Here is a 14,079-nt window from a genome sequence, read left to right on the forward strand (position 1 = left end):
CATTCGGATTTTTCTTTCAAATCATTTTATATTGATGCTACTCATACCTGAGTGCCTCGACAGGATTTCGTGTCGCTGCCCGCCAGCTTTGAAACGAAACGGTCAACAGGACTATTCCCAATGCCATTATTCCGGCCAGGGCAAAAATCCACCAACTCAAAGTGGTTTTGTAGGCAAAGTTTTCGAGCCATTTAACAATTAGAGACCATCCTATTGGACAGGCAAGGGTAAAAGCAAAAAATACCCATTTCAAATAATTGGCATTAAGCATCATTACAACCTGGCCTATTCTGGCACCATTAACTTTTCGGATGCCTATTTCATGTGTTCGTTGAGCTGATATCAAAACGGTTAAACCGAAAAGCCCTAAGGATAGGATAATGATGGCAATAATCGACGCATAAAGTATTGTTTTACTTAATCGCTCTTCTGCCTTGTAGCGATTCTCCAACTCTTTATCCCAAAATGTATAATTCAGGTTTTCCTTTGTGTCCATCTCTTTCCACCCATCTTTTATAGCAGAAATTACATTGCTTAAATCCTGTGGATTGTATTTTATTAGAATAGAGCTGTAGCCATTCCCAATAGTTGTATTCGAATACAAAACCATCGGTTGGATTTTCTCCCTCGATGTTAGAAACTGGTAGTCGTTTACTACACCAATAATTTCGAACTGATCCAGGTCGCCTCTGACATTAAGCCCGATGGGAGAACCTACAATCTTCATTTTTTTTACAAACTCCTCGTTTACAATTATTGACCTGTCGGCGGAATCTACATTACTTTCAGCGAAGTTTCTACTATCTATAATCTTAAGATTCAGCGTAGGGATAAAGTAATTATCAGCCTTAAAAATATATGTATTCAAAACTTCCGAACTGGACACTTCGAATGTACTGGTAGAATAACCATCGAAAAAGTCGCGGTTGGTTAACGAGGTATTAATAACACCTGCCTTGTTGTTTAATATGTTCTTTAAAACCGCCGCCTTTGACTGGCTCAGATACCGAACATCCAAAGAAATAATATTCTTATCCGAAAAACCAAGGGATTTATTTTTCAGGTAATTGGTTTGCTTATTAATGGAAATGGTAGCTATAATAAGCACAATAGTTAATGCATATTGTAATCCAACAAATACCTGCGAAGCTCCGGCCTTAGTCCCTGCAAACAACTTTTTTGTTGACAAAAGTGTTGGTTTAACCTTTCGAAAAATAAAAACAGGTATGGTACTGGTTAGTGCAATCAGTAAAAATATCGACAAGACAGAGAAAACTGCAAGTGAAGGAAAATTTATCAGACTGAAGTGGATCTGACTCTCCGAAATGTCATTAAATAACGGAATTAACAGATAGCCAAGCATCCCACCTACAACATATGAAATCAATATGGTGATTGTATTTTCACTCAGGAACATTTTAAAAATATCGACGTTTTTTCCTCCCATCGACTTTCTGATACTTACTTCGCTTGCCTTTTTATAGAATTGGCCAATGGTTAAAATGATGTAGTTGCTAAAAGCGATGAATAAAATAAGAAGTGCAATGATGGTTAAAATCCGCAATTGAGTTCTGTTACCTGTAAGTTGGTATGTTGAATCATCGACAGTTTTGTCGAGGTATAAACTTTTTAGCGGAAGAACGAATGGTTGAAAGCAATCAGATGAAGAAGAAAGAAAGTTTTCCTTTTGTGCCTTTTCAATATCCATCTGATAAAATTCTTTAACTTCATCAGCAACCAGATTATTAGCCTGCTCAGTATTAATACCCTCTTTTAATTGATAAAACAGGATAGAATTACCAAGGGCATTGTTCGATTGCCAGAATGGCCCCTGATGCTCAAACGGAATGATTGCTTCAAAATCGAGTGTTGAATTTTTTGGAACATCAACAAGTATCCCCTTTATGGTAAAACTTACATCCTTAATGAAAGTAAACTCAAGGCCTTGTCCAATAAGCTGATCGTAGTCAGGAGATTCTGTACCTGTTATTTTTTGTGCAAGCGATTTTGTGATGACAATACTGGTGGGATCAACCAGCAAATCATTTCTGTTTCCCTTTAAAAGCTCGAAGCTAAACATATCGAAAAATTCCTGCTCAGCAATTCCCAGTTCAATCCTGAGGTTCTCTTCTTTTAAATCCAGTTGGGCCATGTATCCCATCCTAAAGGCTGTGGCATGCTCTATTTGCGGAACATTATCTTCAAGATATTTTGCAAGTTCGGGCCTGGTAAGTTCATCAGAACCTTTGGTCCCATCTTTCATTGTAACCGAGTAGTTAACGCGATAAATCCGATCTGCATTTTCGTGGAAATCATTATACGAATGTTCTTGCCGTACAAACAGAAAGATGATAATTACACTGGCAAGTGCCATAGAAAGTCCAATTGTAGTGATTGCCACATTTAACTTGTTTCGCTTAATATTTCGCAATGCGTATATAATTCTGTTATACATGGTTATTTTTCTATTTTAATTATTCATATAGTAAAGCTTCCATCCCGATACGCTTCCGGCCAAAGGCACGGAACAAGTTTCGCTATCGAGGATCTTCGCTTTACTCATACCTGAGTGCCTCAACAGGATTTCGTGTCGCTGCCCGCCAGCTTTGAAACGAAACGGTCAACAGGGCAATTCCCATCGCGATTGTTCCTGCTAGAGCGAATATCCACCAGCTTAAACTGGTTTTGTAAGCAAAGTTTTCGAGCCATTTATTCATGGCGAAGAACGTAGCCGGAGCTGCAATTATAAAAGCAATCATGACCGATTTTACAAAGTCTTTGTTAAGCATTCCCATAACCTCTGATACTTTTGCACCATTCACTTTTCTGATACCAATCTCCTTGATTCGGGCGTTTGTGGTTTGGAATATCTGCCCCATTAATCCCAGGCATGTAATAATAAATGTGATAATTGAGAAAGTGGCAATAGCTTTCCCCTGTCGCTCTTCTTTTTTATAAAAAGCATCAAAAAAGGAATCATAAAATGTATACATCATAGGATTTTCGGGAACAAAACCTTTCCAAATAGCGGTGAGTTGTTTCATCTGTTCAGCCAAATTACCTTGTCTTAGTTTAACGCTAACTGAAGTGTATTTTTTACGATATATCAGACATACAGGTTCCATTCCCGTATGTAGCGATGCCACATTAAAGTCGTTAACAATTCCTATCACCTTGAAACCTTCATCTATTCCACTGTCTATTTTCCGGTTTTCAAGGTTATCCCATCCAAATCGTTTGAATGTTGCTTCGTTAATATAGCAGGCATGTCCAATATCGGAAGCTTCAAATTTTCTTCCCTGCAACAATTGAATGTCAAAGGTTTCTATGAATTTTTCATCAACGTTTATAGTTTCTACATCAAAATTATTTTTGTCATGTATATCACTGGACATTGTCATATAGATACTTCCGGGGGCACCGTGACTGAGCGTTGAATTTTGTACAAATGGAAGTTGGTCGATTTGCTGTTTCATTGCATCGATGTTTATCATGTCCTTTCGAAAATCAATTCGAACCAATTGTTCTTTGTCAAATCCTAAGTCAGTAGATTTTACATAGTGAATTTGCTTTTGTATCACCATTAATCCGATCAATAGCGCGATGGCCGCCGACAATTGAAATACCGTTAACACCTTTTTGCCATGTTGTTTTCCAAAAGCATATTGTTTCATGCCAAACAGTCGTTGCACATCGAATTTTGAAACAATATACACAGGAGCAAACGATGAGATAAGTATAACCGTGAGCAGAATAAGGAGAAAGAGGCCCATCAATACAGGAGAAAACAGCCAATTAAAGTCCAAAGATACACCTAGAAGGTTGTCTGCAAAAGGAAGAAGTACTTTGGTAATTACTAAGGCAAGAATGAAAGCAATAAGAACAGAGGTGCTAACATCGACAAGATAATAGCTTCGCAGCTGTCTTGTTCCGGCGCCATTCGTTATTTTTATTCCTATTTCTTTAAGTGTAGATAATTGCTTTGACAGAGAGAAATTCACATAATTAATAACCGACAAGAGCATTATTAGCAGGGCAATTGAAAGGAAAATACGTATCATTCCAAGACTGCCTGTTCTGTTCCTATTTCCTTCAATTCCAGTAGTAAGATAAATGTCGGTCAGTTTCTGTAAACCGATGCTTTCTAGACGTGATTTATTTGGCGGGATATTCTTATTAACCATTGTCGCAAATCGGGCGGCATCAGTTTCATCATTCAACTGGACATAAATATCAACTGGATTGTATTTAATACCATTGTAGCTTGAGCGGGCAAACCTGAATTTTTCGTTTTCACCATTGTAAAATACATCAGCATCGAAGCTCGAATTGGCTGGTAAGTCTTCAGAAACAGCACTTACCGGAAGTTCAAATACATCACCGAAGTTAATAATTTCACCTAACACATCTGTTTTACCAAATAATCTGATCGCAGCACTTTTGGTTATAACAACAGAATTCAAGTCTGCAAAAGGGGCATTGGGATTCCCTGAAATGATTGGTACAGAGAACGCCTTAAAAAAATCGTTGGTGGTGCTAATCATCGCCTTTGACTTGATATAATCAGTCTTATCCAATGTTTTTATGAAAACGTTTTCTCCAGAAAAAGAAATATAATTCAGAGGAATGCTCAATTTGATATCGGAATATTGTTCCTTTAGTTTCTGAGCAAATTCAAAATCAATACGACACGAATTTGTTTTTGTATCAATAAGCCTATAGATTGTTGAATGCGAAGTATAATCTTTATCCACATTGAACTCTTTATAAGTATAAAGGGCAAGGATCATACAAACTGAAAAGCTAACAGCAAATCCGCCAATATTTAAGAAGGAGAATAATTTATTCTTTTTTAGACCTCGAAACGATTGTTTTATGTGATGCGTGATCATATTGTATTGATTCTAAATTCGTAAATAATTGGGTTTAATTTGTTGCTATTCGGTTATTCATATCTTAACGCTTCCACCGGATTTCGTGTGGCTGCTTTCCACGATTGAAATGACACAGTTAGTAATGCAATTCCCAAAGCCAACAAGCCAGCAATAGCAAATACCCACCAACTTAATGTGGTTCTGTAGGCAAAATTTTCGAGCCATTTGTTCATCGATAACCAGGCAAGAGGAGTAGCAATAACGAAAGCCAGTCCTACCCACTTCACAATATTCAAATTAATCAGGTATAAAATCGATTGAATTTTGGCACCGTTTATTTTGCGTATACCAATTTCCTTTACTTGTTGTCGGATGGAGAATAGGGAAATACCAAAAATTCCCATAATTGAAATGAAAACTGCCAACACAATTCCAAGGGTAATCACACGGGCTTCGTTAATTTCCTTTTCATACAGGGCTTTCATTTTTTCTTCATGAAAAACAAGCTCGGTTTCGTATCCCCGATAAAGCTGACTAAAACTACTGTTCAAATGAGACAGAGCTTCATTTTCGGAGCCTGGAAGATACCTGACAACCACATCGAAAGATCGCAAAAAACGATTGGTTTTTCTAATTCTTACCGGTACTATCTCTTTGCGCATGGACTGAAAGTTAAAATCATAAACCACTCCAACAATTTTTGCATTTTCAGCACCATCCATGCTAATTTGAGTGCCTACCGGATTTTTCAATCCCAAATACTTTACTGCAGCTTCATTTAGAAGAATATTATTTTTTGCATCTCCTGAATAATTTTCGGTCAGAAAACCCCCTTCTTTTAACCTGTAACCTAACATTTCGGGAAAATTAGCGATGCCGCCAATAGTTGCAATTCGGTAGGTTTCATGGGTTTCTTTTAGCTGAATAACGCCTGAACCAAGTTGGTCGCCCAAAGGTGGAGTTTCATACAAAAGAGTTACATCTTTTATAGAAGGGTGTTCTTTTATGCGAGCGATTAAATCTTCCAGTTTATTAAAATTTTCAATATCCGGATTTTCAAAGCCACCCTTCCAATTCGGATTGACCGCTGAACAAACGATCAAATTTTCGGGATTGTATCCAAGTCCTTTTTTTTGAGCAAAATTAATCTGCTTAAAAATTAGAAACGCAAGTGCGAGAAACCAAATTACAATGAGCATTTGGCCGGTCAGCAGCACTTTGTTGAGGTTAATGCCTAACTTGAGTTTTGTATTTTCTTTTTTTAGTAATCTAATTGGAGTTATCTGGCTCGTACTGAACGATGTGAAAATTCCTGAAACTGATGCGGTTAATACGACCAAGCCCAGCATTGACAATATGAAAGGAAAATTCTCAAGGAAATTGAATTCAAGTTTTCGGTTAAAAAAGTTATTAAAAAAGGGTAGTAGAGCTTTTGCAATAAAAAGTGAAACCGGCAATGCAATAACTGCAAGAAAATACGACTCAAACATCAATTGTTTCTTTACTTGATTGGTTGAAGCTCCGTTTATTTTTCTTACGCCAATTTCCTTATTTCGCGATAGGGCACAAGCGGTTGACAAAATGCCAAAGTTCAGGCAAGCAGTCAATACAACCAGAACAATCAAAAACATCAGCCCGTATACTATCCGTGCATTTCCTTTTTTAAAGAAATTATTGCTCAGGTAATCCGAATGCAGATACATTTGACTGTATTTTTGCAATTCGTATTTGGATGTTGAAATTCCGGTCCACTCTTCGATGTTGGCCTTATTGATTTTATCTTCCACAAACGCGATATTTGCGCTTGGTTTGATCATTAGAAAGGTGGTAAAGTATGGGTATGATTCTATGAATGCACTACACAGATTTTTGTGGAAGAATTGAAAATTTAAAAGCAAATCGCCATTTACAGATGAAAAATTGCTGAAATTATCAATGATTCCTTTTACCTGGAAAAAATATTCACCCTTTGGAAATTTTATTTTGATCTCTTTCCCTACGGGGTAGGCATTGCCAAATATTCGTTGCGCAAGATCTTCAGTAATTAATACTGAATTTGGGTCCTCTAGCAAAGAGGCTGTCTGTTTTTCTTTACTTTTTAGAGTAAACATTTCAACAAACCCGGGATCAACAAAAATTGATTTCGACTTGATTTCTTCTCCATTAATAATCACCCATGATTTAGCATTTGTTAAGCGGGTCATATCTTCCACTTCCGGAATATTTTCCTGAATAAGTGGACCTAAATCGAGAGTCGTCAGTGCATCAGTCGTCCCGGTTGATTCTATATTGTTTATGATACGATAAATGTGTTTTGCATTTTTGTGACCTGCGTCGTATTTCAATTCATTAATTACATAAAGCATGATTAATGAGGAAACTGAAAATGCAATTATTAAACCCAATAGGTTGATTCCCACAAACATTTTTTGTTTTAGGAAATATCGAAATGCCGATTTTATATTGTGGAGAATCATGAGCGCTTGATTCTATTATTCTGTTTTTGGTTGCAGTTTAACGGTCATCTCTTTTTCACCATCAATTTTTACTTTCAGGGACTCGAATCCGGAAGCACTAAAGATGAGTTGTTTGGCTTCGGCAGGAGCTTCAATTTGAAATTTACCGTCCTGATCAGACATCGTAGCAACTTTGGTTCCGGCAATAATTACCATTGCCATACCTATCGGTTCATCGTTTTTCTCATTTAGTAACACTCCTTTGGCAACAATTGGATCTTTCTTTTCGATGGTGACTTTCTCGGTACTATTTGGTTCCGGTTCTTTTTCCTTGGTTGCTTTTGATTGGTTACAAGCGATGAAAATAGAAACGAAAAGGGCGATTAAAAGGGACAGTTTTGTTTTCATCATTTATCGATTATGGTTCATGCTTATTGAGCATTTCATAAACCATGCCGTCAGCATTAATGGGTGAATATCAATGATATAGGAAATGTGATGGGTGCAACCTGTCAAATTATCACACACTTAACGTCAATAATTTTGTCACCGATCCTTTAGTGTCTTTACCCTGAAGATAGGCTGTCAAGGTTTTCAGCCTTACTCACTGCATAAGGTTTCAACAAGGTTTCTAATTGCTGTTTTCCTATTTTCCAGCAAACCTATAAGAGAAAAGTTTATCCAACTCAAAGAGGTTGTCAAAGCAAAACCTTCGAGCCATTCAATTAGCATTAATGGAATTGGTGTTGCAGAAATGAAAATTCAGTTGTCATATCGACCTTTCCATTATCAGAATTCCACATTCACATTACCTCCGGATGCATGCATGTAAACTGGTATTCCACCGCCATTCATCGAACCTTTTACACGATCTTTTTCGGAGGTGCCTGAAAAATTATGAAGGTCAATATTCACTCTGCCGGAACTTAAATCCAGGTCAAGTCCCAATTGATCGCCACCATGTATAATCGCAGAAACACCACCACCACTTGATTGTAAGTATAGTTCCTCAGTTAAATTGCGAATATCTACGTGTACCGATCCACCGCTCGATTTGGCTTTCACCGATGAGGCTTCTCCGGTTACACTAACACCGCCTCCACTGCTCGAAGCATCTGCTGCTCCATGAATATCTTCCAAGTGTACTCCGCCACCGGAGCTGTGGGCATACACTCTTCCGTGAGCCCCATTTAGGCTAACGCCTCCACCACTCGAACTTAAACGGATATCTCCGTTGTGATTTGCTGCCTTAACACTTCCTCCCGAAGAGCTTGCTTTTGTGGTTCCGCTGGTATTTTCCAGTTTTACTCCACCACCACTGCTCGAGAATTCGTGTGTTCCTTTTACACCGGAAATTTTTAAACCGCCACCACTTGACGAGACCTCGCATGACATTTCTTTTGGCACAGTAATGGTTAGTGAAATACCTACATTGTTTCTCCAGAAATTCATTAGGGACTTGCGTTTAACAATCGCTGAAATTGTAGATCCGCTTTTTGAAAAATCGATGTCAAAGTCATCCAATACTTCATCCAATGATCTGTCGGTTGGAGAAATAAGTTTGCCATTTTTTCTAACAAATGCCTGAATAACCACTTTAGCCTGATCGTGAGCTTGGACGGTTACTCCGCCTCCTGACGAAACAGCGTGAAGTTTACCCGGCTGGTTCAGATCAAAAGTTTTTGTGATACTGGGACGGTTATTTTCTGAAAATCCGTTCAGCGAAAGCACTGCAGTTAACACTACAATTATTGTAAAAAGTTTGAAGTTTTTTTGAGTTTTCATAATGATCTTGATTTAATGGTTTTGTCTGACTATTAACTATATGACGACAAACTTTTAGAATTGTTACTATTAATTTTATTCAGACCGCAATACTTCTTCCGGATTCCTCGTAGCAGCTCGCTTCCGAGTTCTTAGCAACAACTCACCATTAGACTATTCATATCGTAAACTTTCTACGGGATTCTGTGTGGCTGCTTTCCACGATTGAAATGAAACAGTTAGCAATGCGATACCCAAAGCCATTACTCCGGCAAGAGCAAATATCCACCAGCTTAAACTAGTTTTGTAGGCAAAGTTTTCGAGCCATTTATTCATGGCATACCAGGCAATTGGGGCGGCAATAATGGAAGCAATCATCACCCACTTTATAAAATCTCTATTTAACAGAGTCAATACTTCTGATATTTTAGCTCCATTCACTTTCCGAATGCCGATTTCCTTGGTTCGTTTTTCTGTCATAAAAAACGACATCGCTAATAGACCAAGGCTCGTAAGCAGAATTGAGATGATGGAGAACCAGATCAGAATTTTTTGAACCCGAATTTCATTCACATATAAATTGTCATACACCTCATCTAAAAAATGGTATTCGAAAGGAACAGCGCTGTTATATTTTTCACAGTAGGCTTTAATTTGGTTAATTGCAGGTTCCAAATTACTAGCCAACTTAAATAGGACAACTCCATTGGCATTGTAATTATAAGCCTTTGTGTATAGGCAAGGTGTTACTTCTGAATTGAGGGATTTGGTATTAATATTTGGTATTACACCAATAATTTTCAAATCATGTCCTTGATTTAAGTCAAATACGAACTGTCCACAATACGGAGGTTTAAGGAGAAGTCGTTTGGCTGCAATTTCGTTTATAATACAGGTATTGATTTGCTCGTTAGAATAGTCAAATTTTTGTCCCCCTTCAATGAACTTTATATTCATTAAATCAAAATAGCCTTCCCCAACTTCAACACGTTCGCCATGTACTTTATGATCTGGGTTTGAACTTAGTTGCATTTGCCCTCCATTTACAAGTTGGGTCGGTAAAGAACTGCGCGATGAAATGGCAACAATACTTGGGATTTGTGACAATTCTGACGCCATTAGTTTAATGTTTTGAGTATTATCTAACTCACCATAAGTCCTAACATACAATACCTTATCTTTATCAAATCCCAATTGTTTATTTTGTAAAAAATGAACTTGCTTTTGGATGCCCAGCACTGAAATGATAAGTATGATAGCAATTATGAATTGAATAGTTACCAAGCCATGTTGCAACTTATTTTTGTTCCCCTTGACTCCCGAATAGCCGGCCTTTAAAACTGACGCGACATTAAAACGTGTAATATAGAAACCAGGGAAAAGTCCTGACATCAATAAAGTGAGGATAATTACTGCAAAACTTATTGAAAGGAACTTTAGGCTAAATATTGTTATATGTAATTCTGAGTTGACCAGATTATTGAATACTGGCAACATTAGATAGAGCAACCCAAAAGAAATCAGGAATGATATAAGAATAAATAGAAAAACCTCAAAAGCAAATTCTTTAATAATTCCAGCTTTGTTAGCTCCCGATACAATTTTAACTCCAGTTGATTTTGTGCGTTTTAACGATGTAGAAATAAAAATATTTGTAAAGTTTACACATGCTATTAACAGAATCAGAAATGAAATTAGGCCTAAAACAAAAACATTTTGTTTATTTCCCAAAACAGCATAATCCAGGAGATATCCAGACCTAAAATGAATCTCATGTAACGGGTACAACTTTATGAAAGCATTTAATTGTTTCCAAACAATAAACTTACTCCTGACCAGGTTAGTCAATTTTTTCTCTAGTTCAGGTATGTTTGCAGCATGATTTACTACAAGATATTGAAAACAATTATCGCTGGTCCATTTTGTATTCTGCCAACCCTCAGAAAGATTAAGTATTGGTATCAGGTAGTGAAATTGTAAATGTGAATTTGATGCTACATCTTTTACAACAGCACTAACAGAGTAATCTCTTCCATTTATATTTATATTTTCCCCTAATGGATACTTCGTGCCAAAACACTTGGCAGACAAATATTCGTCAATAACGACTTGGTCAGGTTTATTTAATGAATTAGATAAGTCACCAAGTTTTCCTTCAAATGAAAAAACAGAAAAAAAAGTTGAATCGGCATAAAATCCTTCATCAGCGTAAAATTGTTGATCCTCAATTTTAAAAACAGCCCGATTATGCTTACGTATACGAGTAAAATTGATGACTTCAGGAAATATTTTTTTCGCTTCAACTCCAATACCTTGAGGTGTGGAGCATACCTTAACTTCCTTATTATTTTGCTCGCCCATAAAATTGACCTGATAAATGTTTTCGCTATTTGCAAAAAAATGGTCAAAGCTCAATTCATGGGATACCCACAGGATAAGAAGTAACGTACACGTTAATCCTATGGTTAATCCAAACAAATTCAGCAATGAAATGTATTTGTTTTTTACTGCATTGCGAAAAGTAGTTTTTATGTATCTAATTATCAGATTTATCATTTTTGTTTACAATTTCTATTTAATTATACTGCAGTATATCGACCATTAGCTGATTCATTATTGAGGTGCTCTGCTTACTCATATCTTAGTGCTTCTACCGGATTCCTCGTTGCTGCCCTCCAGCTCTGCCAACTCACAGTTAACAATGCAATTCCCAGAGCAAGTAGTCCAGCTAGGGCGAAAATCCACCAGCTTAAAGTGGTTTTGTAGGCAAAATTTTCAAGCCACTTGTTCATGGCGTAATATGCAATTGGTGTAGCTATCGTAAAGGCAACGATCACCCATTTTATAAAGTCTTTATTTAGCATGGTCATTACTTCGGATACTTTTGCGCCATTCACTTTCCGGATACCAATTTCTTTCGTCTTTCCCTGAAGCAACAAAAGCGTTATTCCAAACAAGCCAAGAATTGAAATCAGGATTGAAATTCCGGTGAAAACCAGAAGTATGCGAATGGTTCGCTGGACATTGTCATACATACTGTTGATGCGATGATCCAGGAAAAAATAATCGAAAGAGGAGCCTGGAATGACCTGGATCCAAATCTTCTCAATTTGCTTAAGAGTTTCCGGTATATTATCGGGACGGAGCGCAATCGACAAGGTATAGAAGTAGGACTGCATTTCTTTTGATATAATAAGCGGCGGTATTTTTTCATAAATCGAAGAAATCTGGAAATCTTTGACAACGCCGACTATTTCGTGATTGCCATCTCTGAAAATGGTCTTCCCAACAGGATTTGTCCACCCCAATTGTTTGGCAAGTGTTTCGTTTATGATAAAGGATTTATCATCTATATTCCGCCCTTCCCTGAAATTACGTCCATCAAGAAGCTCAACATGGTAGGTATCGAAAAAATGATCATCAACATGAAGGGCATTGTACATTTGCCACTGGTCTTCTCCTTCTGGTTTATAGCCATTTTGGGTGGACTCCAGACCCGGAATTCCAAAGCTCGCTGAAGCATTTGCAACTCCCGGTACTTTTTTCAATTCGGCAATCAGTGTTTCACTTTTGGCCCCAATTTCTCCGTGCATCAGATTGATGATATTCTCCGCTTTGAATCCCAAATCCTTATGAAGCGCAAAGTTTAATTGTTTGTATACAATCAGAATTGAGGCAATAAGTGCAATCGAGATACAAAATTGGAGCGCCGATACGTAGGCAATTTTCTTGTTCCTGAAAGGCGAAGAAACCATGGCTGGCTGCGATTGAGTGCCCAGGTTGCTGCGAAAACTGCCATAAAGAATAAGCCCGGAAAGCACACTGATAGCAAGGAGAATGCCGATTAGTACAGGTAAGCTTTTCCATATTTGCGGAAGAATAAAAACATCGCCGAATAGCTTCTCGATACCCGGCCGCAACAACATCAAAACGAAAATCGCGATAACACTGGCAGCAAAGTACTGTAAAAACGACTCCAACAGGAATCGCCTGACAATATTAAATTTACTAATACCCAGATATTTTTTAATGGCAAATTCTTTTGAACGAAGCATCAGTGTGCCATTGCTAATAAAGAGGTAATTCACAATCGCTATCAATAAAATCAGGAGACCAATACCAAAAAGGGTCATCAGATTTGTATAGGATTTTTTGAGAAACGGGTCCCAATCGACCGTTGAGTGAACGTGAATCCTTGCAAGGGGTTCCAACTCAAATTCGGTAAAGAATCCGCTACCCTCATTGGCTTTATTCGTTTTTTTCCAGAGAAAATCGGGCATCTGGCTTTCCAATTCGGCAAGTTGATTGGCTTGATACAATTTGATGAACGTAGTGGCAGACATTCCGCCATCCCATGAAATATAAGTGCCGGGAGCTTTAATTTGTGGTTCAATCGGAAATACCGCATCAAAAGGAATATGTGAATTTAAGGGTACGTCATTTGCAATCCCGCTCACGACATAGTACTTATTGTTACATGTAATGGTTGCTCCCACCGGGTTTTGATCTCCAAACAACCGACCCGCTACATTCTCGGTTAGCACGATACTTCTTTCATCGACTAATAACGTAGCAGGTTCTCCCAGCTTCAACCCAAATGAGAAGAATTGAAAAAAGTTGGCATCAGCATAGACAGACTGATTGATTGAGATGCTTTTTTCTCCGAACTCCAGTCGTAAATTCTGACGGTTCGGCTTTAACCGGGAAAAATCCTCAATCTGTGGAAATGCTGCTTTCAAATCCGGACCAACAGGAATTCTCACCAACGGATATTTTTCTGTTTTTTTTGGGCTGGTCGATATTTCATTAATTCGAAAGATGCGATTCTTATCGGCATGAAATTGATCGAATGAAAACTCGAAACTGACATAAAGAAACAGTGTGATTGAACAGGTTAATCCAAGCACTAATCCAAATAAATTAATGCCAGAATAGTATTTGAATTTAATGAAACTTCGAAAGATGGATTTTAACAGGTTCATGAT

Annotated in this window: 7 protein-coding genes; all 7 read right to left on the bottom strand. The window is 37.6% G+C overall.

Translation table 11 applies throughout. The annotated features are described in order from the left end of the window. Positions 1-37 precede the first annotated feature (37 nt). Complete coding sequence (locus ACUNWD_RS12750; RefSeq protein ID WP_445588204.1) at positions 38-2,455, bottom strand: ABC transporter permease; 2,418 nt, start codon at positions 2,453-2,455, stop codon at positions 38-40. Positions 2,456-2,555: 100 nt separating this feature from the next. Beyond that, positions 2,556-4,892 carry an ABC transporter permease gene (locus tag ACUNWD_RS12755; protein ID WP_445588205.1) on the bottom strand — a complete coding sequence of 779 codons (2,337 nt, stop codon included), beginning with the start codon at positions 4,890-4,892 and terminating at the stop codon, positions 2,556-2,558. 53 nt (positions 4,893-4,945) lie between these two features. Next, the gene (locus ACUNWD_RS12760) at positions 4,946-7,294 is read right to left on the bottom strand and encodes an ABC transporter permease (protein ID WP_445588206.1); all 2,349 of its coding nucleotides are present in this window, start codon (positions 7,292-7,294) and stop codon (positions 4,946-4,948) included. 72 nt (positions 7,295-7,366) lie between these two features. Continuing rightward, a complete protein-coding gene (locus tag ACUNWD_RS12765) occupies positions 7,367-7,738 on the bottom strand; it encodes a carboxypeptidase-like regulatory domain-containing protein (protein ID WP_445588207.1) in 372 nt (123 codons plus the stop codon). A 381-nt stretch (positions 7,739-8,119) separates the two neighbouring features. Further along, a complete protein-coding gene (locus ACUNWD_RS12770) occupies positions 8,120-9,115 on the bottom strand; it encodes a DUF4097 family beta strand repeat-containing protein (protein WP_445588208.1) in 996 nt (331 codons plus the stop codon). A gap of 153 nt (positions 9,116-9,268) precedes the next feature. Beyond that, positions 9,269-11,650 carry an ABC transporter permease gene (locus tag ACUNWD_RS12775; RefSeq protein ID WP_445588209.1) on the bottom strand — a complete coding sequence of 794 codons (2,382 nt, stop codon included), beginning with the start codon at positions 11,648-11,650 and terminating at the stop codon, positions 9,269-9,271. 74 nt (positions 11,651-11,724) lie between these two features. Continuing rightward, entirely contained in the window at positions 11,725-14,076 is a 2,352-nt protein-coding gene (locus tag ACUNWD_RS12780) for an ABC transporter permease (RefSeq protein WP_445588210.1), read from the bottom strand. Between the last annotated feature and the right edge of the window lie 3 nt (positions 14,077-14,079).

The sequence above is a fragment of the Sunxiuqinia sp. A32 genome, assembly GCF_052690465.1.

What these genes read in the sequence shown, in the direction of transcription:
- ACUNWD_RS12750 (WP_445588204.1), bottom strand. Translation starts at nt 2,455, where the DNA reads ATGTATAACAGAATTATATACGCATTGCGAAATATTAAGCGAAACAAG.
- ACUNWD_RS12755 (WP_445588205.1), bottom strand. Translation starts at nt 4,892, where the DNA reads ATGATCACGCATCACATAAAACAATCGTTTCGAGGTCTAAAAAAGAAT.
- ACUNWD_RS12765 (WP_445588207.1), bottom strand. Translation starts at nt 7,738, where the DNA reads ATGAAAACAAAACTGTCCCTTTTAATCGCCCTTTTCGTTTCTATTTTC.
- ACUNWD_RS12770 (WP_445588208.1), bottom strand. Translation starts at nt 9,115, where the DNA reads ATGAAAACTCAAAAAAACTTCAAACTTTTTACAATAATTGTAGTGTTA.
- ACUNWD_RS12775 (WP_445588209.1), bottom strand. Translation starts at nt 11,650, where the DNA reads ATGATAAATCTGATAATTAGATACATAAAAACTACTTTTCGCAATGCA.
- ACUNWD_RS12780 (WP_445588210.1), bottom strand. Translation starts at nt 14,076, where the DNA reads ATGAACCTGTTAAAATCCATCTTTCGAAGTTTCATTAAATTCAAATAC.